Raw genomic sequence first — 25,645 nt, 5'->3', positions numbered from 1 at the left:
GGTGTCCCCGGCCGGGCGGTGTTCACTCTGTCCGTGGGGTGACGGCCACCGGCAGGTGCTTGATGCCGTTGAGGAAGCTGGACTGCTGGCGGATCACCGGGCCGGTGACCCGGATGTCATCGGTTGTGGCCATCAGCTCAGCCAGCACCGCGCGGGTTTCCACCCGGGCCAGGTGCGCGCCGAGGCAGAAGTGCCGGCCGATCCCGAACGCAAGGTGCCGGTCGTAGCGGTGGCCGATGTCGAACACTTCGCCGCCAGGGAACATTGCCGGATCACGGTTGGCCGAGGAGTAGAACATAGCGACCCGGTCGCCGACCCGGATCCGCTGGCCGCCCAGCTCGGTGTCCCGGGTGGCGGTGCGGGACATGAAGTTTACTGGGCTGGCCCAGCGGGTGATCTCCTCGACTGTGGCGTTCAGGCGCTCGGGGTCGGCGCGCAGCGTGGTGAGCTGCTCCGGGTGCCCGGTGAGCGCCACGATGCCGTGCGAGATGTTGTTGCGGGTGGTCTCGTTGCCGGCGAGCAACAGCAGCAGGATGAACCCCTCGTATTCGGGGTCGCTGAGCCGCTGCCCGGGTGGGGCGGTGGCCAACGCGGAGACGATGTCGTCGCCCGGTGCGGCGCGCTTGGCGTCGGCCAACTCGAGCGCGTAGCGGCCGAGCTCCGCGATGGCCCGGCCGGCTTCCTCCAGCCCGCCGCCGTATTCCGGGTCATCGGAGCCCAGGATGGCGTTGGTCCAGCGAAAGATTCGGCTCCGGTCGGAGATGGGTGCGCCGAGCAGCTCGCAGATAGCGAGCAGTGGCAGCTCGGCGGCGACTTCGGTGACGAAGTCGAACTCGCCCTGGGGCAGCGCCTTGGCGATGACGTCGGCGGTCAGCGCTCGGTAGTGCTCAGTGAACGTCGCCACCACCCTCGGGGTGAACGCCTTGGCCACCATCGAGCGCAGCCGACGGTGCTGCGGGTCGTCCTGGTTGATGAAGTTGCCGGCCGCCGCCCGCAGGCCAGCGTCGGTTTGCCGGGCTCGCAGCGCCACATTCGGTTTCGAGCTGAAGGTGTCCGGGTCCTCGCTGACCTGGCGCACTTCGGCGGCCCGGGTGAGCACCCACACTTCGTCTACCAGCTCCGGGTCGGGTACCTGCTGGTGGAACACCGGGGCGTGCTCGCGCAGGTAGGAGAACTGCTCGTGCGGCGGGCCGTCTAGGTAGGCCGCGCCGCTGACCACATCGATGTCGTCCAGGCGCACGTACCGACGGTACGCCCGACGCCGAGCTGCGGGAAAGCCATTACCCGAGTGGTGGACGAGCTCAAGCCGCAGTCCGTGGTGTCGTTGGCGCGGGGGCTGGTGTAGCAGACCGCACGATCGTGCGGTCCGACAGCACTAGCGGCAGCTCCGCCAGCAGCTGTTGTGTCCACAGAAGGTGTTGCAGCAGCATGGCCGGACTGGGCAAGACCTACGCCGTGGAGCAGGCCCTGACCCGAGCTGGGAAAGGGTCGGTGTGCTGGGCGGCTTTCCCCAGCCGGCCCACCATGCGCTCGGGTCTGCAGCCACTCATCGCGGGACACAGTTAGGTTGTCACCTATGTCTCATGCCTCCTTGACGGGGCCGCGAACGGGCCGGTAGGAGTGGATCACCATGCCCGATGTCAGTTGTTTGGTGTCGATGAGTTCGAAGGCTCTCGGGACGTAATCGGCGAACAAGCGCTTCCCACCGCCCACGATCAGTGGGAACACCCAGGTCTGAATCTCGTCGACCAGGTCGTGACGCAGCAGCGTGCGCAGGAGTGTCGCGCTGCCATACAACACGATGTTCTTGCCCGGTTCCTGTTTGATCCGCGAGATCTCTTCGACGACATCACCTTTGATCAGGCTCGCGTTCCATTCGAGTGGCTCAGAAAATGTGGTTGATGCGACCAACTTGGGTGAGCTGTTCACCAGATCCGGGTATTCCCCCGTGTTGCCCGACCAGGCCTTCGACAGAAGCTCATAGGTGACCCGGCCACACAGAAACAGGTCGCAACCCCGGTGTAGGTCGATGGATTGTTGTACTGCCTCATCATCGAAATGCTGATGGGACCATCCCCCGTGAGGAAGCTCACCGAAGCCGCCCGGATCCTGCATAACCCCATCGAGAGTGACCAACTGGGCCGTGATCAATTTGCGCATAACGATTCTCCTAGGGTTCGCTGTGTCGAGACTCAGAGGTGGCCGGGTTTGGTGTGCTCGGAATGAACCTCTTGACCAGCGCGGGATCGGTGAACACCGTGATGTCCGCGATGCCATCGCGGCGCACATCGAGCACCGTGAGGCCGTAAGGTTGCCCGTGCAGGTATACCTCGGCTGCGGGTTGGCCGTTAGCAATCGTGGGTAGCAAGCGCCAGTCGCCGGGATTGCCCACGGCGCCGGCCAGCACGGGCGAGCAGTTTGCTTTGCCGGCGAACCATGTTTGGTTCGGCACCAGTTGCAGGGTTGCGTCGTCGCGGAGCACCGCCAGCAGCAACTCGACGTTCGCGGTTTCGAACGCGTCCACGCAGCTGTCCAGCATGCGGCGTGCCGCGGGAGCACTCGGCTCGACCACGGCGTAGGGGTTAGGTGCGACCTGGACCATGCGAGCACGGGCTCGCTGCAAGCTGCTTTTCGCCGCGACGACCGAGATGCCCAGCATCTCCGCTACCCCGGTGGCCGGGAACCGCAGCACATCACCCAGCAGCAGCACCGCCCGTTGGGTCGCTGGCAGGGTCTGCAAACCAGCGATGAACGCCAGCCGGAGATCGTCCCGGTCATCGGCGAAAGGCTGGACCCACTTCTGGGGTGGCAGCACCCCCGGTGCGGCGTCGGGGTCGTCGGTGGGGGCGCCTAACCCGGAGGGCAGCGCACGCCGACCACGGTCGCGGATGGCGTTGAGACACACGTTAGTGGCTATCCGGTGCAGCCATGTGCGCACCGAGGAGCGCTCATCGAAGCCGTCCCAGCCCCGCCAGCCCCGCAGGTAGGTTTCCTGCACCGCGTCCTCGCCTTCATCCCATGATCCGAGCATCCGATAGCAGTGCGCCAGCAGCTCGCCCCGCAGCGCCCCGGCGACCTCCTCGAATCCGGTTACGAGCCCGGTGCCCACCGCAGCCACGCCCTCCCCGATCGCCTCATCAGCCCAACATCCCCCTCCATGGCACCCTCCGACCCGGAGGTGACCCTCCTCCACTAGCCGGCACACCGCGAGCCATCGCCGATAACGCACGGTTGCGGTCACCTCTTCTGCTTGTCACGAGGGTTAGACCCCCCATTCACGCCAAACGAATCGACCGCGACCAGAAACTTCCGTGATAAACGCCGCTCTCGCTCGACGGCGCTCCCGTGGTCCCCGAGGTTCGCGCGGTAGTCGACGCGGGGTCGCTCGGCGACCTGCCGAACCGGGACTGCGCCGCAAACGGTCAACATCGGCTATGTGCAAGATGTGCAGCACCTCAATCTCAGCGGAACCTATCCGGACATCACCATGCCAACGATGATGATCGCCAAGGCTGCGGCCCCGTGAAGATGCTGCAGAACCAGGCCGAACAGCAACGACAGGCGAGCGCGGCGGCGCGGCTGGAGCGCGCCCAAGCGGGTGAGTCGGTGGTCGGGTGCATCCCGCGTGGACCCCACCGACTGGCCGGAGCCCAGGCCCAGCTGGAACGGGAGATCGCCCGCCTGCAGGCCAAGCTCGACCGTCGCGCTGCCATCATCGCCGCGGGCCGACGGCCGATGCCCACCCGACGCGGGTTCTTGCAGGGTTGCAACGCTCAGCTCGCGGGTTACTGCCGACCAGATCATCGTCGCGGTCCCGCTCGGGCAGCGATCTTCGGCCGGTGTGCCGACGACGGCTGAATACTGACCAGGTGCTGACGACTGGAACTTGACCACCCTTGAAGCTCGGGAGGGTGATCTTGGTGGAGGATTGGGTAGAGACTCGCCGGTTGCATCGGGCTGAGGGTGTCTCGATCTCGGAGATCGCTCGGCGGATGGGGTTGGTTGGCGCGGAACACGGTGAAGGCGGCGCTGCGCTCGGAGCGGCCGCTGAAATACGAGCGGGCGCCGCGAGGATCGTTGGCGGACGCGGTGGAGCCCGCGGTACGCGCGTTACTGGCGGAGTTTCCCCGGATGCCCGCGATGGTGATAGCTGAAGGGATCGGGTGGGAGTACTCGGTGAGGACGTTGAAGGACCGGTTGCGCCAGATCAGGCCGGAGTACGTGGGGATCGATCCAGCGGATCGGGTCGTCTATGAGCCGGGCGAGATCGCGCAGTGCGATCTGTGGTTCCCGGAGACGAAGGTCCCGGTCGCGCCGGGGCACGTTCGGGTGTTGTGCTGGTCTGGGATCGCGAGGCCGGTATCGGCGGGACCGGGCGTCCCACGGCGGCTGCGGCGGCGTTCGCGGGGAGCCTCGCGGCCAGGACCGTGCTCGCCCCGCGCCGCGACCCGGAGTTCAAGGGCATCGTCGTGCGCGGCAACGGTTACCTGGAGACCTCGTTCCGCCGGGCCGCCGGTTCAGCGGCCCGGAAGATTTCAACGTCCAGGTCACCGATTGGCTGACTCGACGGGCCAACCAGCGCACCGTCCGAGCCATTCATGGGAGCCCGGTCGAGGTGCTGGAGTCCGATTACGCGGCGATGATCCCGTTGCCGCCGATGGACCCGGCGGTCGGGCTGAGCAGCCGAGTACGGCTGACGCGGGACTACTTCGTGCGTCTGGACAGCAACGACTACTCAGTCGACCCTCGCATGATCGGCCGGTTCGTCGATGTCACTGCCTCCCCGAAACGGTGACGGTGTTCTGCGGCGGCAGGTCGTCGCCCGACATCGCCGGTCTTGGGCCAAGCAGCGTGGGGGATCCCGCCCACGTCGCCACCGCCGCAGTCTTGCGCCGTGACCATCAGCAGCGTAGCGAGGCCCGCCAGCGTTGCGAGCGCGCCCATGCCGATGGGCACACCGTCGTGCTGCGCGCGCTGCTCGACTACGACGCCTTCGTCGATTTCGCCGCACCCGCCCGAACCCCGACGACGGCGGCGCGCGCCTAACAGCGTGAGCGCCGCGCACCGACAGTCTCCCGCCTGGCCTACGCCGAGGCCTTGCCTGACGAGAAGGCCGTCACCCCCATCGCGTTCGTGCACCGCGCCCGCGCTTGGTTCGCCGCCCACGGGATCAGCCGCATCGAGCGCATCGGGCACGAGATCAATGCCACCAACTCGCTGGACGGCACTGAGCCGAGGGCTGCTGAGTGATCTCAGCAATCCCAAGATGGCGGTCTTCTTCGCAAGTCTCCTACCGCAGTTCGCCCCATCAGACCACGCGGCAGTGCTCAATCTAATGATGTTGGGCACGCTGTTCGCCGCGCTCACTTCATCTGGTTGGCGACCTACGCTGCGGTGACGGCACAGGCAGGCGATGTGTTGCGCCGACCCTCGATACGACGGGTGGCCGAAGCGGTGACGGGAACCGTGCTGATCGGGCTTGGCGTGCGCATCGCCATTGAGTAGCGGTTTCGGCAGCGGACGGTGGCGTCACTCCAAGGAGGAGCCATGCACGAACTCCACCTTAGGTCTGACGGAAAGCCGCCGATCAACGGGTACAGCCATGCGGTCGCGTCCAGTGGGCGAGTGGTCGCCGTCTCCGGCCAGGTGCCGTCGAGGCGGCGACGATCCCCGTCGAGAGCATCGAGGCTTGCCCGCTTGTCACCGGAGGCGGTGACGACCAGGTGTGGCCGTCCGACGTCTTCGCCGCCCAGATCGCCCGACGCCACGCGATGGGTCAGCGAGCCTGGCCCTATTTGGTGGACCTGTTCGGACTCTGAACGCGATGGTGGACCGACCGACCGACCGACCGGCTCGAGTAGCGAGACATCCCATCAGGGTCTGGCGGTGTGGGGACCGACCCAGTATACATACATGATGTCACGTAAATTTCGGAGTGAGGGCTGAGATGTCTCAGACTCGTGGATCCGAGTGTGAGGTCGCGCTGGCTCAGGGCCGCTCGAGGGGTCGAGAGTCGAATGGGGTGCGGACCTTTCTCGGCATCCCTTATGCGGCCCCGCCGGTGGGGGCAGCCCGGTTCGCCGCCCCGGGTCCGGTCAACGGGTGGACCGGGGTTCGGGACATGACGAGTCCGGGACCGGCGGCCCCTCAGCCGGTGGCGCGAGTCGGGTGGGCGTTCGGCGTGCGGACCACGCCGCAATCGGAGGACTGCCTGACCCCCAACGTGTGGGCGCCGTTCCCGGATCAGCGGCCTCGCCCGGTGTTGGTCTTCTTCCACGGCGGCGGTATGTTTTCCGGCTCCGGGGGCCTGGACTGGTACGACGGCACCGCGCTCGCCCGTCTCGGCGACCTCGTGGTCGTCACCGTCAATTTCCGGCTTGGCGCACTCGGCTACCTCTACCTAGCCGACCTCGGCTCCGACCTCGGCGCCGGCAACTTCGGTCTGCTCGACCAGATCGCCGCACTGGGCTGGGTCCGGGACAACATCGCCGTATTCGGCGGTGATCCCAACGCGGTCACGATCGCGGGGCAGTCCGGCGGCGCGATCTCGATCATCGACATGCTCTCGGGTCAGGCAGGTACCGGGCTGTGTCGCGGTGCGATCATCCAGAGCGCGCCGACCGGGCTCCTGCCGCAGAGCCCGGCTGCCGCGACCGAGATCGCGGTGCGTTTCCTGCATGCTCTGGGGTTGTCGCCGCACCAGGTGAACGATGTGCTGGCGAAGTCGGTCGCTGAGATTCTGGCTGCTCAGCAGGCGGTTCTGGGTTCTCGGATCAGTCATTTCCTGGACCTCACCCGGCCGTTTCAACTCGTCGCCGACGGCCTGCTAGTCGCCGCCGATCCGATCGAGACGGTCGGGTCTCAGGCCGGGGACGGCATCCGATTCATGATCGGTACGAACCGCGACGAGGCGGCCGCCCAGTACGCATTCGACGATCGCCTCGGTTCGCTGACCCGGGACGAGCTCACTGCGGCCGCTCGGGAGTGGCTCGGCGATGTCGATCGGGTATCCGAGGCGACCGATCTCTCCCCTGCGCGGCTGGCGATCAGGTTGAATACCGAGCACATGTACTGCGACGGCAGCGTGCGGCTGGCCACGTTGCTGGCCGAGCACGGCAACCCAGCGTGGGTGTACCGGTTCGATTGGAGCCCGCCGCTCAGTCCCTTCGGTGCCTGTCACTGCATCGAGATCCCGTTCGCCTTCGGGAACCTGGCGGCGTGGTCGGACGCGCCGATGCTCGGGGGGCTGTCCGGTGCGGGGTTGGCGCCCTTGGTCGATTCGGTGCAGCGGGCCTGGATCGCATTCACCCGCAGCGGGGACCCGAACCACGACCGGCTGCCCGAATGGCCCCGCCACGACCAGAGGGCGGCGGCCACTATGCATTTCTCGCTGCCCTGTGCGATCCACTCCCGCCAGGTGGCCACGTCGAAAAGGGACAGCTGATGTCGGTTCCCACCGTCTATCTCAACGGCAAGGTGGTGACCGTGGACGGGGCCTTCTCGGTCGCGGAGGCGTTCGCGGTAGATCGCAACCGGTTCGCCGCCGTTGGCAGCAACGCGCGGATGCGAGCGTTTGCCGACGACACCGGCGCCTCGGTCGTCGATCTGGACGGCCGCATGGCGCTGCCCGGATTCATCGACGGCCACCCACACACGATCTTTCGTGGACTGCTCGGCCTAGCCCACCCGGATCTCGCCGGGCTGCATTCGATCGCCGAGATCGCCGCACGCATCGAGGAGGCAGCTGCCATCACGGAACCGGGGGAGTGGATCGCAACCAGTCCGATCGGTGAACCGCCCGATTACTTCCACCTTCCGGAGAGTCTGGTCGAACGCCGCTGGCCGACTCGCGATGACCTCGACGAGGCTGCGCCGGAGAATCCCGTCTACATCCCGACGTCGGTGTTCTGGCCGCATCCGGCCATCTTCAACAGCGCGGCGCTCGCCGCGCTCGGAATCGACCGGACCACCCCCGACGAGGACATGATGCGCATCGGGCATTCCGAGAATGGCGAGCCGAACGGGCGGGTCCACGGACTGACCATCTTCAATCCCAGCCGGCTCAATAGTCGTCTGCAGGCCTTGCTGCCGCAAGTCCCGACTGAGACCAGACGGGCGGCGATCGCCACCGCTATCCGGGATAATCTGGCCATCGGCGTCACCACGATCTACGAGGCGCACACCAATTTTTTCGTCCCGGACCTGCGGGCCATCCACTCGACGGGCCTGCTGGCCAACCGCGTGGTCAACGCCTATGAGTTTCCCGCGACCCGCTCCATGGTGGAGCTCGACCAGTGGATGGCGGGCCTCGACGATGCGCTGGGCGAGGGCACCGGTGATGACCAGCTCACCGTCGTCGGAGCGACGCTGACCATCGACGCGGGCGGTCCCGCCTTCGGCGGCATGGTCATGCACAAGCCGTACCTGAACGTCTATGACGAAGTGTGCAACGGCACACCGACCGTGTCGACCGAGCAGCTGGTCGACATCGCCCGCCTGGCGGTCCGGCACCGGCTGCGGCTGAACATCATCGCGGGCGGAGACAAGGCCTGCACCATGGCTACCGATGCATTAGAGATCGTCGACCGAGAATCACCGCTGGTCGAGAGGCATTGGGTTCTGCAGCACGCGCTCTACCCGACCCGCGAGCAGCTTGCCAAGCTAGGCGCGATGGGAATCGTCGCCCAAACCTGCCCGAGCACGGACTACACCAAGGGCGTTCGTCTCTACCTGGACAAGCTTTCGGACGACCGATGGGAAACCCTCGTCCCGCTGCGATGGTGGATGGACGAGGGCGTGCCCGTCGCGCAAGCCTGCGATGCCGCACGCCCTGAGCCGATGTTCCAACTCTGGGCGTCGTTGCGCCGCGTCGACGGCGAGACCGGACGCAGCATGATAACACCGGCCAAAGCGATCACCCGCGCCGAGGCGATCCGCATGCACACCTGCAACGGAGCGCTCCTGGTCGGCTGGGGAGATCGGCTCGGCTCCATCGAGAAGGGGAAATTGGCCGACTTCGTGGTCCTCGACCGGGACATCCTCGAATGCCCGGTCGACGAGATCCGGGAAACTACCGTGCTGCTGACCGCCCTAGACGGAACCGTCGTGCACGACCCGACCGCGATCACCTCGCCCTGAGCGCGGCCGTGACCGGAAAGACACGTGACACCATGACCGCGTGAGAAGGACCAAACAGGACGCCGCTCGCACCCGGGACGCCATCCTGGCGTCGGCGCTGGACTCGTTCGCCGAACACGGATGGGACCGCTCGACGATGGAAGGGATCGGGCAGCGCATCGGGCTCACCCGGGGTGCGGTCTGTCACCACTTCCGGGACAAGGCAACGCTGCTGCGAGCTGTGCTGGTGGAAGGCTGGGCTGGCCAGTCCGAGCAGCTTCTCGCGCCACTGCGCGACGAGAGACGGCCACCAGTCCAGCGGCTGACCGACTTCCTGGCCGACTACCTGGTCAAACTCGACACAGCCGAGGATCTGCGCGCACTCGTGATCGTCACCACGTTCATCGGACGTCACATAGACACCAGCGTGGACGATCACCGGCTGGCCACCGATGTGTGGCGCGAGCACCTCACTCGGACACTCGAGCAGTGCACGTTGCAGTCGGAGCTCTCCGTCGAGCACGTGGTGTTCAGCGTCATTGCCCTGATCAACGGCGCCGCGCTGGAGTCCTCCCTTGACCCCACCCGCCTGCCGGAGCACGGCGCCGCCAGAGCGATCGCCACCGCCGCCGTGCGCGGCTGGGTGCTCACGAACTGAAGTGTCGGAATAACGGCGGATTTGAATCTTTGTCGACACGCCGAGTGTGAGATTGGTGGGAAGGACCGATCATGACCGAAACGCTGGAGCCAGTGGCGACCATTGTCCGCAAGCGTCAGCGGCGGTTGTCCCGGGTGGACGAGATCGTTCTATCGCTCCTACTCGCCGCGATCGTTATCCTCGCCCGACCATAGTTGGGTGACACGCTCTAGGCGGCCGCGCTTTCAATGCGGAAGACCGGGTTCCTTACCGGGCTAAGGGAGAGTCATTGGCCGGTGCGGAATACCGGCCAGCAGACTTCGGTGCGGTGGCGGTGTTCGACGTCGGTGTCGGCTGAGGTGATTAGGTAGTGCTCGCGGATCGGTCCGGTGACGCCGACTGCCCGCTGTGCCACGTAGGTGCCTAGTGCCCCGTAGGTGCGGTCGATCTGGGCTGAAGTGCCGTGGTGCACGGTGACGGCCAGCTCTACCGCTGGTAGCTCGACTGCTTGGATCCGTCCGGGGGTGCTCACCGATCCGGTGATCGGCACGAACGCGGTGACGTTGCCTGCGTCGTTTTCGAAGAAGTCGTTGAAGTACAGCGCCCCGTCCGGTCCCGTCCGGCGCACGTCCAGGGCGGTCAGCGCCGCGCTGATCTCTTCCTGGGCCTGGTCCAACCAGGCGTAGGAGTCGGCCATGCTCACGCGGCCGGTGATGGCCAGCACGTGTACCGGGGTCGCGGAGCGGTACTCGACCTCGATCGGGACCGAGGGCCGTTCCAGCAGGACCCGAAGCGAGGTCACGGTGCTGCTCAGCTGTTCCAGCCGTCGTTCCATTCCGTGCAGGTGTTCGACGATCGCGGTGTTCCGTGCGTCCAGGTCGGGTGCCCGCAACACTGTGCGGACCGCGTCCAGGGGCATGTCCAGATCCCGGAGCCGCCGGATCACCTGTGCTGTCGCGACCTGGTCGGGTTGGTAGAGGCGGTAGCCGCTTGCGGGGTCGACCGCCGCGGGCTCCAGCAGGCCGATGTCGTGGTAGTGGCGTAGCGCTTTCACGCTCAGGTACGTCATCCGGGAGAAGTCACCGATCGTCAGCAACACGCTCATGGCGCAAATTCTGGACTCTCCCCGTGCGGGAGGGTCGACGGTAGTCGGCATCGAGATCGTCGCGACCGCGATGAAGATCAACCAAGAGGATGTCATCACGTCGGATTTGTTGACCATCGACGATCTACCCGGCGCCCCGCACAGCACTTGAGCGAGACCGGAGCTGGCAACCGGTTCGGCCAGTTCGTCTGCTCCTGGGCGCCGGAATGCGTGATCTACAACCCGGACGGGTCGCAGGCCCTTGTCATGAGCGGGGCGCTGCGGTTCGGGTAGATGCTGGGTGGGCGGGCGTGCGGTGAGGGACGTGTGGAAGGTGTCCGGCCGTGATCACCCCGGCGAGGGCAAGGCCCCGGGATTTCACGGCGCCACCCTCCGCGTCTATGATATCGAGCTCGGCGCGTGGCGCTCCACCTGGATGGCCCCGGTCAGCAACAGGGAATGACGTTTCATCGGCCGCCCGGCCGGCGCGGATATCGAGCAGGGTCGCTGTGGGAGGCTGCGCGGCGGGGGCAGCAGACGGTCAGTGAGGTGGTCGACTTCTACATCAAGCCATCGACGTCGAGAACTCCAGAAATGTCCACAGCAGCGAACCACTGCACGCCGACATCATCACGTTCCTGCTCATCCGTGATGCCGATTCGCACGACTGCACAACGGCATCTCCGCCGTCCAACAAGCCGAATCCTGCTACCACTGGCTCGCAGCAGAGATCATGACCGCCTGGATCAGCCGACAGGGGGCCAACTCGCCTTGATCTCCGAGCCTCTTAGAACAAACCCCGCTGACAGAAACCGACGTTCGGTCAGACTCCGCTGACAACAGGACAAGCTTTAATGGCAACGGACGGAATGCTGGTCAACGTCGTCTGTCCTCGACTATGCCTCCGGGCGCCACGTTGACCAACTCCTCGTCGACAGCACAGCAGCCAGGACGGAGGAAGAGCCAGATGTGGCCGAAACTAGCGAACATCGCCTTGCCGGATCCAGAGGTGCGGTCGTCTCCGACGAGCATCTGCGGTCGGAACTGACGAGCACAACCAGGTGCTCGAAACTTTTCCGGCTGGCCTCAATTCGCAAGGGCTGAGGACAGCTTTTAGCTGAGATCTACTCAGTCATCCAGACAAGCCAACTGGCACATGCCGCGCCGTGACTGCGCCGCCGGGAGCCTGTCGGGTTGAGGCTGCGGGCGATCTCCACGGTCTTGCCGCCCTCACCGGCTTCGACGGCGAGCATGGTTTCCCACATGCCGACGTTGCCGCGGGAGAACCACATGTGCATGAAGTTCCCATCGCCCACCTCGGGGCGAGATGCAACGTCGGCGGCTTCGGCGATGTGGTCGCGGGCGTTCTCGATGCGGCCCTGCGCGGTGTCGGCGAGCGCGGCCATCAGGTGCAGCATCCCGTACGCTCAGCCAACCCGACGCTTGTCGAGCGTTTGATCAACCTGATTAGATCGATACCCATATCCTCAGTTGCGCGGGTTCTATGATATTGACTCGTCTCGCTCGAAGCTACCAACCGCGTCAGCACGCTAATCGCGCTCGCCAACACTGAGCTGCAGGAACTCTCCAACTCACATGGAACTCTGTTACCTAGAGGCAAGGAGTCGGCTGAGCGCCTCGGCAGACTCTTTTACGGAAAGTCCGTCGGTGCAGATGGAAAGGTCGGCGCTGGTTGGCACCGGAAGGGTGATTGCGAGCTTGCGGAGCTCGTCATCCGGTAAGCCTTGCAACTCATCGCCCGGCGCAGCTGGGCCACACCCACGTCCACGCATGATTAGACGCTCCTCGAGGGAAACTTGGCTGACATCGAGCCAGCAGAGCACAGAATCTGGAAGCGGCCCACTCAGCCAGCCAGCAACGATAAAGGTGGAGGCGCCCGCATCCTGGTACGTCTGCCAGATTGTGGCGATATTCCGCGCAACCGACTCCGCCATGGCCTGCCGTGGGCGCACCAGATCGCGGTGAGCTCGATGAAAGGCGGCGTGGGTAGAACCACAGTGTGCGCGGCGCTGGGGCTGACGTTGGCGGAATGCCGTGGTGACCGAATTGTCGCGGTCGACACTAACCGTGACGCTGGCACACTGGCCGATCGGCTCACCGGCCAGACCGGTAGAACAGCAAGAGAACTGCTGGAAGACTTCGCGGAAGTCGATTCCCTGACTGCCGTGTCGCGTTACATGAGTATGGCTGGCCGCCTGCATGTGCTGGCCTCTGAACAGGACCAGGTAACCTCTCGGGACCTGACTAAAATGGATTACAGGCGGCTGCACTCGACGCTAGCCCAGTTTTATAACATCACTATTACCGATGTCGGCACAGACCTAGCGCACTCGGCGAACGAGGGAACGCTCGCCTTGGCTGATTCACTGGTACTGGTTGCCCCGCCCACCGCGGACCGGGCGGCGCGGGCCTCCGCTACCTTGGATTGGCTGTCCGAGCACGGCTACTCGGAGATCGTCTCCGACGCGGTCGTGGTGCTCTGTCAGGGCCCGAGCCCACGGGCAGACCGAGGACAGATCCGAGCGCAGTTCCAAGGACGGACCCGCGCAGTAGTCGAGATCCCCTATGACCCGCACCTGGCCGCCGGCAAACGCGTCGAACTCGACGCTTTGCGGGACAACACCCGACGCACATTCCTGGAGCTGGCCGCCCTCATCGCAGAAGACTTCTCGCTCTGAGCAGCGCGCCGGCGAAGCCGGGGGTGGCCCCACGGTGACAGTTGTCGTGATCAAGTGACAGATGCCGTGGTCCGTCACACTGGCGACGTTCAACACAATCGACTACCTTGCGAACCTGAGGGGAACATATGTTCGATAACGGCGACTGGGGAGGTTCGGTGGGTAGCGGGTCGAGGTATGACCGGGATCGTCGGGTGAGTAGAGGAGAGGCCGAGGAGGCAGATGTGCTGCACGCTGTGGCTGGGCTGCTGCCGGCGGGATTCGCGTTGGATTCCGCCAGCGCCGGCCAGGTCCGGGCGGTACTGTACGCCACGGCGAACGAGCTGGTGGCCGGCCGAGGAATGGCCCCGGAGATCCGACGAGCAGTACGTGGACTGGCGAACGCCTTGCGCGCTCAGATGGACCCGCGCCCGCGACACGCTTCTCCCACCAGCTCCTCCTGATCGCCTTGGGCAGCGCTATGCCGGCGGCAGTAGCAGGTGATCAGGCTGAGCGGTTGGCCCATGCCAAGGGGCTGCCGCGGCGTGCGATGCGAGGGCTGGAGGAGTCCGGACAACGCAAGCACCGACCGGGCGCGGTACGGGAGGAATCGCTGCTGCCCGTGTCGCCGCTGTTGAGGCCGCTGTTCCCAGGCGAGGGACTGCGCCGGGTCACTGTCGTGCGGGTGCGCTCCTCGACTCCTGTCGTGCTCGCGGTCATGGCGGAGGCATCGGCAACGGGGACGTGGAGCGCGGTGGTGGGATTGCCGCGGCTGGGCATTGTCGCGGCGGCGGAAGCGGGCCTGGCGCTGGGGCCATCCACCGACCGGCGGCACGGCGGCGCCCAGCCGCAGCGAAGTGAGGTTCTGCAGATACAGAAACCGCAGTATCGAGCGCAGCTCCGCGACCCGTCCCTTGGCTGATCCGGCCGACACCCGAGCGCATTCCCGCAGTAAGTAAGCGTTGACGTCTGCACCGAGCAACGTCGACGGCTCGAACGACCCGTCGGCCATCGCCTGTTCGCGCAGGAACCGGCCGGCGGTGTTCTCGTAACGTAGAACCGTCGCCGGCGCCAGCGGACGCGGATAGCTCGTGACCTGCACGACGGCCTGGCGCACCAACTGCCGGGTCTGCTCCTACAGGTTCAGACCGCACAAGCAATACTCACCGATGGCGACGCGGTCTCGTGTTGCCAGTACCTCGGATGGATCTGGACGGCGCCCGGTGGGGAGCGGTGATGGCAGCGCTGAGGTGACGGCGGCCAGTAGAAGATCCCCGTGGGCGGCCACTTGTTTCCCCAGCAGTGGCCACCGAGTTCCCCGTGTACGGCCAGATGTTCTCCCCAGTGATCGTTTCGACGGGTCGCGCGGGTTGGCTGCGCGACATGAAGAACAGCAGGGAGATCATGGAAATCCTGGAGGCGTATGACCTCACGGGGAGCTACCGGGCCGCGGCGGAGCTGGCCGGGTGTGACCACCACACGGTGGCTCGGTATGTGGCGTTGCGGGCGGCGGGCGAGTCGCCGGTCGAGCGGGAGCATCGAGTTCGGCCGATCGACGAGTACCTACCCAAGATCGAGGAGCTGGTGGTCCGCTCGAATGGGAAGGTCCGCGCGGATGTCGTGCACCGGCGGATCGCCGCGATGGGGTTCGCCGGTGCAGAGCGCACGACCCGACGGACGGTCGCGCAGGTCAAGGCCCAGCTCAAGGCAGGGCAGAGGAGGGTGTTCCGGCCGTGGATCCCTGAGCCCGGGCTCTGGCTGCAGTGGGATTGGGGGCATGGCCCGCGGATCAAGGGCCGGCAGACGCAGCTGTGGTGCGCGTGGTTGGCGTGGTCGCGGTTTCGGGTGGTGATCCCGGTCTGGGACAAGACGCTGCCGACGGTGGTGGCGTGTCTGGATACGACCCTGCGTCGGATCGGCGGGGTCCCGACCTACGCGCTGACCGACAACGAGAAGACGGTCTCGACCGACCACATCGCCGGTATCGCGGTGCGCAACCCCGACATCGTCGAGGTCGGACGCCACTACGGGCTCTCGATCCGCACCTGTATGCCAGCAGATCCGCAGACCAAGGGCGGGTCGGAGGCAACGGTGCGGATCGCCAAGGCCGACCTGGTCCCGGCCGAGGCGAACCTGCTGGGCCAGTACCGAACCTTCGGCGAGCTCGAGGCCGCCTGCCGCGACTTCTGCACCGAGGTCAATGCCCGCCCGCATCGGGAGACCCGGCGGCCACCGGTCGAGTCGCTGGCCGAGGAACGGACCCGGCTGCACCCGATCACCCGCGAGCCGTTCACCGTCGCGTTCGGCACCACCCGCCGTGTCACCTGGGACTCCACGGTGTCGGTCGAGGGCGCCCGCTACTCGGTCCCGACCCAGATGCAGCTGGCCGACACCCGGGTCTGGGTCCGCTGGCACGGCGACGAGCTGATCGTCACCGGCGTCGACGACCACGGGCACCCGTTCGAGATCGCCCGCCATCACCGCACCACCCCGGGCACCCCGTCGATCAACGACGAGCACTACCCGCCGCGCAACGACCATCACGGCGAACGCACCCCGAAGCCGCGCACCGCGGAGGAGACCGCGTTCCTTGCCCTGGGCGACGGGGCGAGCTCCTGGCTGACCGAGGCCGCCGCGACTGGGGTCCGCCGGATCCGACCGAAGATGGCCGAGGCGGTCACCCTCGCCAAGCTGCACCCCGCGGCCGAGGTCGACCGCGCACTTGGGATCGCCGCGATCGCCGGGCGGTTCGCCGACAACGATCTGATCCGCATCCTCACATACAACATCGGCCGTGAAGAGACCGAACCGATCCGGCCTAGTGAGGACCACTCCCTGCAGCCAGGCACCTCGGCCTGGTCCCGGCTGGGGTCCACTGCCACCGAGGACGACACCTCTGCCCGCACACTGCCCAGCAGCGTCGATGACGAAAGCGAGTCCCGTTAGATGCCCGCCGCACCTCTGAGGGTCGCCGGTTCCACCGGTGACCCGCTCGCCGAAGCCCTGATGCTGACCAAGCGGCTGAAGCTACCCCACATCCGCCGCGCGCTCACCGACCTGATCCCCACCGCCAAGGCACAACGCTGGGACCCCGCCGAGGTCGTTCGCGTCCTGCTCGCCGAGGAAGCCGCCGGCCGGGATGCGGCGAACCTGCGCACCCGCCGCCACCGCGCCGGCTTCCCCGCCGGCAAGACCTTCGGCGACTGGCGCGAGGAGATCTCCTCCATCCCGCGCCGCACCCAAGACGCGTTGCGCACCCTGGAATGGGTCACCAACATCGAGAACCTGTCGATCTGCGGGCCCTCGGGCACCGGCAAGAGCCACTTCTGCGAAGCACTCGGCCAGGCCGCGGTCGAAGCCGGACACATCGTCACCTGGTTCTCCATCGAGGACCTCGGCGCGCTCGTCCGCCGCCACCGCGTCGACGACTCCATCAGCCGTGCCATCGCCAAGGTCATGCGCTCGGACCTGATCTTCGTCGACGACATCGGGCTGCTGCCCGTCAGCCCGGACGCCGCCGAAGGCTTCTATCGCCTCGTCGATGCCGCTTACGAACGCCGCACCCTCGCCGTCAGCTCGAATCTGCACCCATCGGGCTTCGACAAGATCATGCCCAAAACCTTGGCCACCGCGACTGTCGATCGTCTTTTGCACCACGCACACATCGTGGTCACCGAGGGTGACAGCTACCGCCTCACCCAGGCCACCAATGGCGAAGGAGTTCGCCCCTTGAACTGACACCTCAACCACCCGAGCGGGAAGCTATCTGGCCGCCGTCGGGGAGAACGAACTGGCCGCCAGCGGGGAGAACATCTGGCCGCCACCGGGGAGATCCAACTGGCCATTGACACGGCTGCAACCAGATGTGGTCCTGATGGACCTTCGCATGCCGTGCGTCGATGGGGTGGAGGCGACCCGCAGAATTCGGTCCCACAATCCTGAGATCGCCGTGCTCATTCTGACAGCCTACCTAGATGACGCCACCGTGCTGCCCGCATTACGCGCCGGTGCATCGGGCGTGCTCGGTAAGGATTCTTCACCCGGTCAGGTCCTCGAGGCGATTACCGACGTGATGGCTGGGCGGCCAGTCTTGCCGGCCACGACTCAGGCAGTCCTACTTGCCTACCTTCACACCGCGACAACTGATGAGCCTGATCTCAGCCTGCGGGAGACTGAAGTTGTGCGTCTGCTGGCTGAAGGCTTTCGTAATGCCGACATCGCTCTCCGGCTGGGAATTGCAGTGGTGACTGTCAAGACACACATCAACAATCTATTCACCAAGACCGGGGCCCGATCGCGAGGTGACGCAGTGGCCTATGCGGCCGCTCATGGCCTTCTCGGGCAAACATCGGAGAACGTACTGCAGGCGCCTCGGGCAATGATCGGGACGATAAGAACCGACGATCTGTTCACCCCGATGCGTGGACACGAGCAGGCGCACGATCACCGTCCCCGACACCTCGCCGTGTCGCAGGGTGTTGCGGCACAGCACGGCTGAGGTTGCCCCTACCCAGACCTGCCACGCTACGGCCCATGGAGGGTTCGGAATACTAGGGAACCAGCAACGTTCCCAGAAGTAGCTGGTCCGATTGAACGCGGGGTGTGAGATGGTCGAAGATGATCCCGCCGCGCGAGATGGCGTGCCGACCTTGGCGCTGCTCGCCGAGATGGGTGAGCAGGTTCGCGCTATGCGCAAGGACGCGAACCTCACACTCGAGCAGCTCAGTGAGATAGCGGGTTTGAGCACAGGCAGCATCAGCCAAATCGAGCGCGGCCTGGCCAACCCGTCGGTTGGTACGTTGGCCCAGCTCGCCTACGGTCTGGGCGTCTCGGTGGCCAGGTTGTTTCAGACGTCCGACCAGCGTCCCGCCCCGGTAGTTCGGCGTTCGGCGCGGCGCAGGTTGCGTGGGTATTGCCTGGGGGATGAGGGCAGTAGTAGTCATGAGCTGCTGACCCCGGACCTTGATAGTGCGATGGAGGCGACATGGGTGAGGACGCCGCCCGGTCATGACTCCAGCGTCAGGCCGTACCGGCATCGGGGCGAAGAGCTCGGGCTGGTGGTCTCCGGGCACAAGGACGTGTACTTGGATGGTCATCGCTACGAGCTTGGGCCGGGCGACTCGATCCGTTACTGCTCCATGATTCCGCATTGGTATGTCAACCCAGGAGACGAATCCTGTACCGCGCTCTGGGTTGCCATGTCGCCGAGCCAGTGATTCTAGGCTGACGCTACGGCTGGGACCTCAGCGCACGAGCGGCTGACGTTGACACAAACAGTAACAGAATCGGGCTAGATTTAAACGGATCATAGCCTCGGTTTAATCGTGTGTCGAGTAGTAACTATGGACGATCCATGCATGCGGCTTCAGAGCCGCACCGAAAAGTGGATATTACCCGCAAAATGAATGGATACTTGTGTGATATGCTTTCAGGTGAGCATTGGCTCTGTTGTTTGCACTGCGGCCGTCGAGTTATCTCCGTCAGATTCCGTCACTGCGTCGGTAGTACCGACAGAACCACAGCAAGCTGACGTGGCATTCACCGATGAGTCGTCCCGGATCGGAGAGCCCATCCCCAGTGATGTTCAAGTCCTGCGATCTGGTGCTGAGGCGGTGAGGGCAGGGCCGGCCGAGGGGACTACCCGCGACACCGACGCGCAAGCCCGGCCTCGTAGGCCGGACTCTCGGGCGGCGAAGCTTGCGCGGTACCTGGCTGCCGTGGAGAACCCCAGCTCAGTCAGAGGCGAGATGGTCCGCGACATCTTGGGTATTGACATCGCACCCCGGACGGGCCGGCGTCTACTAGGCCAGGCTCGGGAGCTGCTTGCCGGCAGGTGATGGAAACGCGACACGTGACGTGAACTGGCGGTCCGACCCAGATTCTGTATGCCAGGCGGGCGAGCCGTGTTGATCGGATTCGTCGGCGCCGGCCCCAGCCCGCGCCGATGGCTGTGCACCGCGCGGATGTTGCCGAGCATGCACACGGCAGGCTGTCAATCGCGCTGACCATCGCTCCACGCCGACGCTCGTCCAGTCGATGACTGGGCGGTGGTGCACTGCGAGGTAGGCCTGATTGCTGAGCATGTTGGTTTCAGCGCCGGTGCTCGCTCGCCCGGGTGGCCACCCCTCCTGGGGCTAGGGGGTATCGCTCTGGGCAGGTGAGCTCGCGTGGGTATGGCATGGCTCTGCCCACGCTGTAGGGACTGGCACGTGGGTGGTACGCGGGACGGCTCAATTGTGGCTACACGCGCTGCGGCCGGCAGTCGCAGTCGGATACTTCACATGGCGTCGTTCTCAGTTCACGAGCGGTCCTTCGTGGGACCGGCGGATAGTCTCCCGAGGTTCTGGCGGGGGCGGGCGGTGCTAACGGCGGCGAGCCGTAGCGCTGCGGCGCTGATCGCGGCGACGACGGCAGCCGCGAGATACGGCAGGGCGAGCCGTTGATCGAACAACACTCCGGCGCAGGCTGGCCCTAGCGCGCGGGCCACGGCGGCCGCCGATTGGTTGGCTCCCAGGGTTGCAACCCGACTGGTCGATCCGCTGCTCCTTATCAGCAGCGTAGCCAAGGTCGGCGTCACCAGGCTGAATCCGACGCACAACAGGCGTGCGGTGGTGACAGTGCCCCACAGGCTCAACATGGGTAGACCGAGCAGCGAGACCATCATGATCAGGCTCCCGGCAACCGCGACGGGCCGGTCGCCGCACTGTCGGGCAATCCTGTGCACGCCGACGCCCTGAACGATCACCATACAGGCCCCAGCCCCAGCGAGTATCCATCCAACTTCGCTTGTGCCGAGTGCAAACCGGGCACCGCCGAGCAGTGCAAAGGTAGCCTCCATGCTGGCAAACGCGAATGTTGAGCACAGACCCGCCAGCAGGAGGATCCCGGACGACCGCCGGCGGAAGACAGCGAGCAGAGTGGCGGGGGATCGTGGAGAGACCGTGTGCGCCGCGCGTTGGGATGGCGGCAGAGACTCCGGCACCACGAGGGCGGCGACCATGAGGTTGGCCCCCGCCAACGCGGCGGCCAGGTATGACGTGGTGGCGAAACCCAGGTCGGCGACGGCGGCCCCGGTCGCCGGGCCGAGTACGAATGCCGCCGTGATCGACGCACCGAGCCCGCCCATCGATCGGGTCAGGAGTTGCGGGGGTGTGGTGTCCGCCACGTAGGCGTAAGCAACCCCTGAACCAGCGCAACAGATCCAGCCCATAAGAGCGAAGCGTCGACCTCGACCGGCCTGCCGCCTGCAGATCCCGGAAATACTCGGTGACCGCCTCCACCCGCAGCCCCGCCACCGTCGACGAGACGGTACGGCTCGCACACATCGCCGGTCTCGACGAGACGGCCCACTTGCGGCACGACCATGGCCACCAAGTCCCGTGACGGCTCCACCGCTTGATCCATGGGCGAAATAACTACCAGGCCCAGAAAATGACCTCTGACCTGGGGTTATGCAGGAACATAGTTCAGTCAACAGGTAACAGCATCATCATTCCCTGGTGGTGCACCCTTCGCAGCGGCGAAGGCTGAGCGCGTACGGCCTAGAGGACGATGACGGCAGCATCCATGAGCTGCTCACTCCGGGCCTTGGCGGCGCGTTAGAGGTGACCTATGTACGGACACCGCCCGGCTATGACACTAGCGCCAGTCCCTATCGGCATGCCGGGGAGGAATGTGGGTTGGCGGGCGATCCGCGCGAGAGGGCATTTCCCGACCGAGCAAGCCGCGATGAAGTGCCTGTACCTTGTGACTCGCAGCCTGGACCCGACCGGGACAGGCCGCGCCAGGTGGACGATGCGATGGAAGCCAGTGATCAACGCATTCGCCATCACGTTTGGTGACCGCTGGCCGGGAGCCGAGACCTACTGACACTAACGCCGTAAACACCGATCACGAGACAGACCCGAGCACGGCGCCGCCAGAGCGATCGCCACCGCCGCCGTGCGCGGCTGGGTGCTCACGAACCAGCAATGACGCCACCAGCGACGTTCGGGATCGGAGAGCCTGTCCGGTCTGTGTCGAACGGCAAGGCAAGCCCGGCGGTGGAGAGAAAGCCCAGCGTGGGCGCCTAGGTTCTGGCGCTACACCCTCGGCGTCCTCCCCGCAGCGGTTATCGCGAGCGTTAACGTCGCGTTTAGTTCGTTATAACCGTGTGGGTTCTGGCATCTGGCTACGCTGTATAAGTACATGCGTAGGTAACTACGTCGACCTTGATCAGGAGTATCTGTGGAACGCCGCTTCCCGCTCTCCAAAACGGTCACCATTGGAGCGGGGATTGCCCTGATGCTCGTGGTGATGACCCTCGTTTTCGTTCGATTGCTCAGCGAAGTGCTGCTACCCGAACCAGTCGCGGTACCGGATGTGGTCAACCAAGAGCAGAGTGCGGCCCGTGCGGTACTTGTTGATGCCGGGTTCAGAATGGTCATCAAAGCGGAACCCTCGATGACCATCCAACCCGGCCGGGTAACGCGCACCGATCCAGCGGCAGGCACCACGTTTACCAGAGGGGCACCGATCACGCTGGTCATCAGCACCGGTCCCCAACACTGACCGGCTGATCCGCTCAGCCAGTCATGTTGATGCTTTCTGCCCAGCTAGCTCACCCTGCGCGTGGTGATATTGCAGACGGATCGGTCGATTTCAGCTGCGCTCATCCACAGTCTGGCAGTCGGATCTGAGCGGTGGCGGGGAAGGTTGCGGCGTACCCGTTGGCGATGCAGCAGGGACGAAGTCGGGTTCCTCTTTCGTCGAGCGAATCACAGTGAACGCGGTTTGTGCGGGCTTTCAGGTGAGTTTTGCGTATTGGCGTTCGCCGGTGTTGTATTGGCGGATGCCCTCGGTGGTTTGGCCGGTGTCCAGGGTGGCCATTCCGTGGGTGTATTCGCGGGTCAGGGCGTCGGGTAGGGGGCGTTCCCACTGGTCGTAGGACGAGAGACGATCGCTGCGCATCGCGCCGCTCGGGTATTCGGCGATGTTTTGAGCCAGTGCGTGTGCCGCTTCGAGGGTTTCGCCGGGCGCTACTAGGCGGTTGACCAGGCCCATGCGGGCGGCTTCGGGCGCGGGTACCGCGCGGCCGGTCAGGATCATGTCCAGGGCGTGGCTGTGGCCGATCAGTCTGGGTAGCCGGACTGTGCCGCCGTCCATGAGTGGGATGCCCCAGCGTCGGCAGTAGACGCCGAACACGGCGTCGGTGGCCGCGACCCGCAGGTCGCACCAGCACGCCAGTTCCAGTCCTCCCGCGACGGCGAGCTTCTCGATCGCGGCGATCACCGGTTTGCCCAGCAACAGCCGGGTCGGGCCGACCGGCCCGTCGCCGTGCGGCTCGACACGGACCGATCGGCCGGTGGCGTGTTCATTCATTGCCTTGAGGTCGGCGCCCGCGCAAAATTTTCCTCCCGCGCCGGTCAGGACCGCGACCGCGAGGTCTGGATCGGCGTCGAACCGGCGCATCGCGTCGGCCAGCGCCTGCGCGGTTGGCCTGTCGATGGCGTTGGACACCTCCGGCCGGTCGATAGTGATGGTGACGATCGCTCTATCGGTGGTGTAGTGGATACTCATGACTCACCTTCCCTTGGGGAATACGAGCGTCGACCCTCCTGAAGGGAATGTCAAGTGGATGAACTGAACGCGACGGCGGCGTCATTACTGGGCTTCCTGCACGACGGCCCGAAGACCGGCTGGGACCTGCTGCAGGAGATCGACCGGGGATTCCGGCACTTCTGGAACGTCACCTCCAGCCACGTATACCGAGAGTTGAAGGGATTGCAGGCCAAGGGCTTCATCGAGGCGGGGCAGCGGCGCTCCCGCGACGGGCAGCCGTACTCGATCACAGACCGGGGGCGCGCGGCGTTCGCCGAGTGGCTCACCAGGGCACCAGGCCATGAGACGATGCGCATTCCGCTGCTGGTCACGCTGTGGTTCGGTGCGCACCTCGACCCTGAGCTGCTGTCCGGTTTCATCGCCGAGCACCGCCGAACTAACGAAAGACGCCTCCAGGACTACCGCGCCGTGCCCCGGGAGGCACTGTCCGACAATCCCTTCTTCGCGGCCGTCGTCGGCTTCGGCATCGCGTACGAGCAGGCGGTCCTCGACTGGATGTCCTCACTCGACACACTGCCCGGTGTCAGCTCGACCGACGGCTCGGAGTAGGCGACGCGGCGACACCGCCGAGGTCTTATCGGGAGACCGCCGCGATCCCCGTCGGGGTATCGGGCGTATCCCGACGTCGCGGTGGAGATCATCCGGTTCGTCAAGCGGGCGTAGCGACTCGGGTTCAGCCTGGTCGAGACCGGCCAGCTGCTGGAGCTGGCTGAAGGCGGTCCCAGGAGTGCGACCGGGCACGGGTAATGGCTGAGGCTCTGATGACCGAATTGCAGCATCGGATCGCTGATCTGGAACGGATGCGGGATTCGCTAGCCGAACTGGTCGCTACCTACGATCGCCCGAGTCAGGATCGTGGTCGCTCGCTGCTGCGCGTTTTGCACACGAAGCAGGAGGATTCGCCATGAAGTGCGGCGGGGGCTCTCGAGCGCGTCATCGAGCGTGGGGGCCAGGGCGGCAAGGATATCGACATCCTCACGTACGTAGCGGAACACGGTCGTAGTGCCGACACCGAAGCCGCCGGCCAAGGCGGTGTAGGTCTCGCCCTTGTTCACATATGCCAACACCAGCAGCGCCTGCTCACCCGCCGAAAGACGGCGCCACCGACTGCCCAGCACTGTGCGGCGATAGCGCAGCGCGTCTGCGAGAACTCGCAGAGCCCGGCTGGACACGGGCATCGCAGAGGGGCAAACAAGCACCCTGAAGCTCCTGGTTGAGACGAGTTGATCTAGACAATCGCCCGTCTACCAGGGGCTTGACCTATCTCAGCGCCACTACGCCGTACGTCCGCCGCCAGGTTGGAAAGAGCTCAGTGTCAACGTTGCCTTACATCGCATCCTCATCGCCCGAATGCGATTCCGCGAACCCACCATCAACTATGTTGCCCGACGCGCCAACGAAGGAAGATCGGGCACTTCTAAAACAGTTATATGATACAGAAACGTTTTAGGGGAAGTAGCGCCACGCAAAACTCAAATATTCCCATTGCTGCTTGGTAAACTACGGGAGCATCAATGGGTGCCGGCTGCTGGCCGGGTAAACCAAATGGCTTAGCTCGGCCGAGTGGAGCACTGCATTCCACCGCACGTAAAGAACGTGTATACGATCGCATGTGATCTGCGAGAAGAGAAATCTGGCTCATCTGGACAGTTAGCGCTGCACGCCTCCCGCCGCGTCGAGCGCATCGTCGCCGCCCCCAGCGGTGTGCACATGCCTGATCAGGAACGCACAGACGACGAGATCGACCGCCTGCACCGCGAAATTCTGACCGCCGTCACCTGCGCCGACCCGCCCTATCCGGTGCAGGTCGGGGTCGATGCCGCCCTGCTCGCGCGCTACTTCGAGCGTTTCGCCGACCAGGCAGTATCCATCACCCGACAGCTCGACTACGTCGTCACCGGGGACACCGGTCGCCGCGAAAGCTGAACCACAGCCACCCCATGTCACTGGGCCTTCCACTCAGGATGGCCAGCCTCTATCCGCCTGTCGCTGACCTGACCAGCATCGGCGGGCAAGGGGGACTGTGGATCTAACGGTGTTTCCGGCCTGACGCGCCGAGCGCAGCTCGGCGGGGAGGCCCCGTGATGACCGAGACACTCAACGATGTGAGCGCGAGGGAGAAGCCGGCCGAGGAATCGGCTGAACAGCAGGCCGCGGCCAAGTTGGTGCGGCTGGCCAAGGAGAGTCGGCGCTGGCCGAAGAGATGACCGAGCACCTGGGCTATGAGAAACATGCCGCGGCCGAGGGCGGCGTGGACAACATCCGCAACGGAACCCGGACCAAGACGGTCTTGACCGAGCACTCTGGCCACGTCGAGATTGACGTTCCCCGGGACCGGGCCGCGACGTTCGAGCCTCAGATCGTGCGCAAACGCCAACGCCGCCTGGCCGGCGTGGACGAGATCGTGCTCTCGCTCTACGCGAAGGGCTTGACCACCGGGGAGAGTGCGCCGTGAAAGCGCTGTTAGATCGCGAGAAGGTGGGAGACCTTCTCCTGTGGGCTGTCGCAGCGGCCTGCTGAAGTTGAGGG

27 protein-coding genes and 4 pseudogenes are annotated in these 25,645 nt (G+C 65.4%); 23 read left to right on the top strand and 8 right to left on the bottom strand.

All coding sequences use genetic code 11. The features are described from left to right. Positions 1-22: 22 nt before the first annotated feature. The 3 genes from G406_RS0120890 to G406_RS48500 form a co-directional block, all read right to left on the bottom strand. Positions 23-1,240, bottom strand: a complete 1,218-nt coding sequence (locus G406_RS0120890) for a cytochrome P450 (protein WP_028935312.1) — start codon at positions 1,238-1,240, stop codon at positions 23-25. A 341-nt stretch (positions 1,241-1,581) separates the two neighbouring features. Next, a complete protein-coding gene (locus G406_RS0120885; protein WP_028935311.1) occupies positions 1,582-2,160 on the bottom strand; it encodes a dihydrofolate reductase family protein in 579 nt (192 codons plus the stop codon). Positions 2,161-2,170: 10 nt separating this feature from the next. Continuing rightward, the gene (locus tag G406_RS48500) at positions 2,171-3,118 is read right to left on the bottom strand and encodes an RNA polymerase subunit sigma-70 (protein WP_084216262.1); all 948 of its coding nucleotides are present in this window, start codon (positions 3,116-3,118) and stop codon (positions 2,171-2,173) included. A 404-nt stretch (positions 3,119-3,522) separates the two neighbouring features. Between G406_RS48500 and G406_RS57080 the strand changes: the two genes are divergently transcribed. From G406_RS57080 to G406_RS59420, 7 genes and pseudogenes are all read left to right on the top strand, one after another. Then, complete coding sequence (locus G406_RS57080; protein ID WP_156935031.1) at positions 3,523-3,858, top strand: hypothetical protein; 336 nt, start codon at positions 3,523-3,525, stop codon at positions 3,856-3,858. 53 nt (positions 3,859-3,911) lie between these two features. Further along, positions 3,912-5,046 (top strand): annotated as a pseudogene (locus tag G406_RS48495) (Mu transposase domain-containing protein). 27 nt (positions 5,047-5,073) lie between these two features. After that, positions 5,074-5,190: pseudogene (locus tag G406_RS57075) on the top strand (IS481 family transposase); the annotation flags it as partial. Positions 5,191-5,947: 757 nt separating this feature from the next. Further along, on the top strand, positions 5,948-7,444 hold the full coding sequence (locus G406_RS48490; protein ID WP_084216261.1) for a carboxylesterase/lipase family protein: 1,497 nt from the start codon (positions 5,948-5,950) through the stop codon (positions 7,442-7,444). Then, entirely contained in the window at positions 7,444-9,138 is a 1,695-nt protein-coding gene (locus G406_RS0120840) for an amidohydrolase (protein WP_028935306.1), read from the top strand. Before G406_RS48490 ends, G406_RS0120840 begins: the two co-directional genes overlap by 1 nt. A 40-nt stretch (positions 9,139-9,178) precedes the next feature. Beyond that, complete coding sequence (locus tag G406_RS54255; RefSeq protein WP_051342441.1) at positions 9,179-9,775, top strand: TetR/AcrR family transcriptional regulator; 597 nt, start codon at positions 9,179-9,181, stop codon at positions 9,773-9,775. 71 nt (positions 9,776-9,846) lie between these two features. Further along, entirely contained in the window at positions 9,847-9,969 is a 123-nt protein-coding gene (locus tag G406_RS59420; protein WP_281172499.1) for a hypothetical protein, read from the top strand. Between the two features lie 71 nt (positions 9,970-10,040). On the opposite strand, the gene G406_RS0120825 is transcribed toward G406_RS59420, so the two are convergent. Next, positions 10,041-10,859 (bottom strand): MerR family transcriptional regulator, encoded by an 819-nt coding sequence (locus G406_RS0120825; protein ID WP_028935305.1) that lies wholly within the window; start codon positions 10,857-10,859, stop codon positions 10,041-10,043. On the opposite strand from G406_RS0120825, the gene G406_RS57840 reads away from it, so the two are divergent. Both G406_RS57840 and G406_RS59415 read left to right on the top strand, forming a co-directional pair. Continuing rightward, positions 10,858-11,010 carry a hypothetical protein gene (locus G406_RS57840; protein WP_169736748.1) on the top strand — a complete coding sequence of 51 codons (153 nt, stop codon included), beginning with the start codon at positions 10,858-10,860 and terminating at the stop codon, positions 11,008-11,010. The genes G406_RS0120825 and G406_RS57840 overlap by 2 nt on opposite strands. After that, entirely contained in the window at positions 11,007-11,132 is a 126-nt protein-coding gene (locus G406_RS59415; RefSeq protein WP_281172498.1) for a hypothetical protein, read from the top strand. The genes G406_RS57840 and G406_RS59415 overlap by 4 nt, the downstream gene beginning before the upstream one ends. A gap of 830 nt (positions 11,133-11,962) precedes the next feature. Here G406_RS59415 and G406_RS0120800 read toward each other — a convergent pair. Further along, on the bottom strand, positions 11,963-12,244 hold the full coding sequence (locus G406_RS0120800; RefSeq protein ID WP_156935030.1) for a hypothetical protein: 282 nt from the start codon (positions 12,242-12,244) through the stop codon (positions 11,963-11,965). A 411-nt stretch (positions 12,245-12,655) separates the two neighbouring features. Between G406_RS0120800 and G406_RS48475 the strand changes: the two genes are divergently transcribed. From G406_RS48475 to G406_RS0120770, 8 genes are all read left to right on the top strand, one after another. After that, positions 12,656-13,537, top strand: a complete 882-nt coding sequence (locus tag G406_RS48475) for a MinD/ParA family ATP-binding protein (RefSeq protein WP_156935029.1) — start codon at positions 12,656-12,658, stop codon at positions 13,535-13,537. 194 nt (positions 13,538-13,731) lie between these two features. Beyond that, entirely contained in the window at positions 13,732-13,980 is a 249-nt protein-coding gene (locus G406_RS57065) for a hypothetical protein (RefSeq protein ID WP_156935028.1), read from the top strand. 53 nt (positions 13,981-14,033) lie between these two features. Continuing rightward, positions 14,034-14,438 carry a hypothetical protein gene (locus G406_RS48470; protein WP_156935027.1) on the top strand — a complete coding sequence of 135 codons (405 nt, stop codon included), beginning with the start codon at positions 14,034-14,036 and terminating at the stop codon, positions 14,436-14,438. 162 nt (positions 14,439-14,600) lie between these two features. Then, complete coding sequence (locus G406_RS59795; protein ID WP_084216266.1) at positions 14,601-14,753, top strand: histidine kinase dimerization/phosphoacceptor domain-containing protein; 153 nt, start codon at positions 14,601-14,603, stop codon at positions 14,751-14,753. Positions 14,754-14,899: 146 nt separating this feature from the next. Continuing rightward, complete coding sequence (gene istA, locus G406_RS48465; protein ID WP_037077678.1) at positions 14,900-16,462, top strand: IS21 family transposase; 1,563 nt, start codon at positions 14,900-14,902, stop codon at positions 16,460-16,462. A 60-nt stretch (positions 16,463-16,522) separates the two neighbouring features. After that, complete coding sequence (gene istB / locus G406_RS0120780) at positions 16,523-17,254, top strand: IS21-like element helper ATPase IstB (RefSeq protein ID WP_281172497.1); 732 nt, start codon at positions 16,523-16,525, stop codon at positions 17,252-17,254. Positions 17,255-17,360: 106 nt separating this feature from the next. Continuing rightward, positions 17,361-18,014 carry a response regulator gene (locus tag G406_RS48460; protein WP_281172496.1) on the top strand — a complete coding sequence of 218 codons (654 nt, stop codon included), beginning with the start codon at positions 17,361-17,363 and terminating at the stop codon, positions 18,012-18,014. A gap of 109 nt (positions 18,015-18,123) precedes the next feature. Next, on the top strand, positions 18,124-18,732 hold the full coding sequence (locus tag G406_RS0120770) for a helix-turn-helix domain-containing protein (protein ID WP_037077654.1): 609 nt from the start codon (positions 18,124-18,126) through the stop codon (positions 18,730-18,732). A 1,082-nt stretch (positions 18,733-19,814) separates the two neighbouring features. Here the strand turns inward: G406_RS0120770 and G406_RS0120765 are convergent. Beyond that, the gene (locus G406_RS0120765) at positions 19,815-20,681 is read right to left on the bottom strand and encodes an MFS transporter (protein WP_245607177.1); all 867 of its coding nucleotides are present in this window, start codon (positions 20,679-20,681) and stop codon (positions 19,815-19,817) included. Between the two features lie 518 nt (positions 20,682-21,199). Between G406_RS0120765 and G406_RS55945 the strand changes: the two are divergent. Continuing rightward, a pseudogene (locus G406_RS55945) lies at positions 21,200-21,385 on the top strand (IS256 family transposase); the annotation flags it as partial. 357 nt (positions 21,386-21,742) lie between these two features. Next, positions 21,743-22,066, top strand: coding sequence for a PASTA domain-containing protein (locus G406_RS0120755; protein ID WP_028935299.1), 324 nt, complete (start codon positions 21,743-21,745; stop codon positions 22,064-22,066). 234 nt (positions 22,067-22,300) lie between these two features. Here the strand turns inward: G406_RS0120755 and G406_RS0120750 are convergent, their stop codons facing one another. After that, positions 22,301-23,074, bottom strand: a complete 774-nt coding sequence (locus tag G406_RS0120750; RefSeq protein ID WP_028935298.1) for a crotonase/enoyl-CoA hydratase family protein — start codon at positions 23,072-23,074, stop codon at positions 22,301-22,303. A 54-nt stretch (positions 23,075-23,128) separates the two neighbouring features. On the opposite strand from G406_RS0120750, the gene G406_RS0120745 reads away from it, so the two are divergent. Beyond that, on the top strand, positions 23,129-23,665 hold the full coding sequence (locus G406_RS0120745; RefSeq protein WP_028935297.1) for a PadR family transcriptional regulator: 537 nt from the start codon (positions 23,129-23,131) through the stop codon (positions 23,663-23,665). 263 nt (positions 23,666-23,928) lie between these two features. Here G406_RS0120745 and G406_RS48455 read toward each other — a convergent pair whose 3' ends face one another. Next, positions 23,929-24,294 carry a helix-turn-helix domain-containing protein gene (locus tag G406_RS48455; RefSeq protein ID WP_084216257.1) on the bottom strand — a complete coding sequence of 122 codons (366 nt, stop codon included), beginning with the start codon at positions 24,292-24,294 and terminating at the stop codon, positions 23,929-23,931. A 418-nt stretch (positions 24,295-24,712) separates the two neighbouring features. On the opposite strand from G406_RS48455, the gene G406_RS48450 reads away from it, so the two are divergent. The 3 genes and pseudogenes from G406_RS48450 to G406_RS0120725 all read left to right on the top strand — a co-directional run. Beyond that, the gene (locus G406_RS48450) at positions 24,713-25,042 is read left to right on the top strand and encodes a PhoU domain-containing protein (RefSeq protein WP_156935025.1); all 330 of its coding nucleotides are present in this window, start codon (positions 24,713-24,715) and stop codon (positions 25,040-25,042) included. Positions 25,043-25,200: 158 nt separating this feature from the next. Beyond that, positions 25,201-25,323, top strand: coding sequence for a hypothetical protein (locus G406_RS59790; protein WP_425414605.1), 123 nt, complete (start codon positions 25,201-25,203; stop codon positions 25,321-25,323). Further along, a pseudogene (locus tag G406_RS0120725) lies at positions 25,299-25,559 on the top strand (transposase); the annotation flags it as partial. The gene G406_RS59790 and the pseudogene G406_RS0120725, both read left to right, overlap by 25 nt. Positions 25,560-25,645 lie beyond the last annotated feature (86 nt).

Origin of the sequence: Actinospineispora spinosispora DSM 44797 (genome assembly GCF_000429025.1) — a bacterium.
In the GTDB taxonomy this organism is placed as follows: Bacteria; Actinomycetota; Actinomycetes; order Mycobacteriales; family Pseudonocardiaceae; genus Pseudonocardia; species Pseudonocardia spinosispora.
The sequence above is the reverse complement of the archived record's forward strand: the minus strand, read 5'-3'. Positions and strand labels throughout refer to the sequence as shown.

What these genes read in the sequence shown, in the direction of transcription:
- istA (WP_037077678.1), top strand. Translation starts at nt 14,900, where the DNA reads ATGAAGAACAGCAGGGAGATCATGGAAATCCTGGAGGCGTATGACCTC.
- G406_RS0120800 (WP_156935030.1), bottom strand. Translation starts at nt 12,244, where the DNA reads ATGGCCGCGCTCGCCGACACCGCGCAGGGCCGCATCGAGAACGCCCGC.
- G406_RS0120750 (WP_028935298.1), bottom strand. Translation starts at nt 23,074, where the DNA reads ATGAGTATCCACTACACCACCGATAGAGCGATCGTCACCATCACTATC.
- istB (WP_281172497.1), top strand. Translation starts at nt 16,523, where the DNA reads ATGCTGACCAAGCGGCTGAAGCTACCCCACATCCGCCGCGCGCTCACC.
- G406_RS59420 (WP_281172499.1), top strand. Translation starts at nt 9,847, where the DNA reads ATGACCGAAACGCTGGAGCCAGTGGCGACCATTGTCCGCAAGCGTCAG.
- G406_RS0120825 (WP_028935305.1), bottom strand. Translation starts at nt 10,859, where the DNA reads ATGAGCGTGTTGCTGACGATCGGTGACTTCTCCCGGATGACGTACCTG.
- G406_RS48455 (WP_084216257.1), bottom strand. Translation starts at nt 24,294, where the DNA reads ATGCCCGTGTCCAGCCGGGCTCTGCGAGTTCTCGCAGACGCGCTGCGC.
- G406_RS59790 (WP_425414605.1), top strand. Translation starts at nt 25,201, where the DNA reads ATGACCGAGACACTCAACGATGTGAGCGCGAGGGAGAAGCCGGCCGAG.
- G406_RS0120885 (WP_028935311.1), bottom strand. Translation starts at nt 2,160, where the DNA reads ATGCGCAAATTGATCACGGCCCAGTTGGTCACTCTCGATGGGGTTATG.
- G406_RS57840 (WP_169736748.1), top strand. Translation starts at nt 10,858, where the DNA reads ATGGCGCAAATTCTGGACTCTCCCCGTGCGGGAGGGTCGACGGTAGTC.
- G406_RS0120840 (WP_028935306.1), top strand. Translation starts at nt 7,444, where the DNA reads ATGTCGGTTCCCACCGTCTATCTCAACGGCAAGGTGGTGACCGTGGAC.
- G406_RS0120770 (WP_037077654.1), top strand. Translation starts at nt 18,124, where the DNA reads ATGGTCGAAGATGATCCCGCCGCGCGAGATGGCGTGCCGACCTTGGCG.
- G406_RS48490 (WP_084216261.1), top strand. Translation starts at nt 5,948, where the DNA reads ATGTCTCAGACTCGTGGATCCGAGTGTGAGGTCGCGCTGGCTCAGGGC.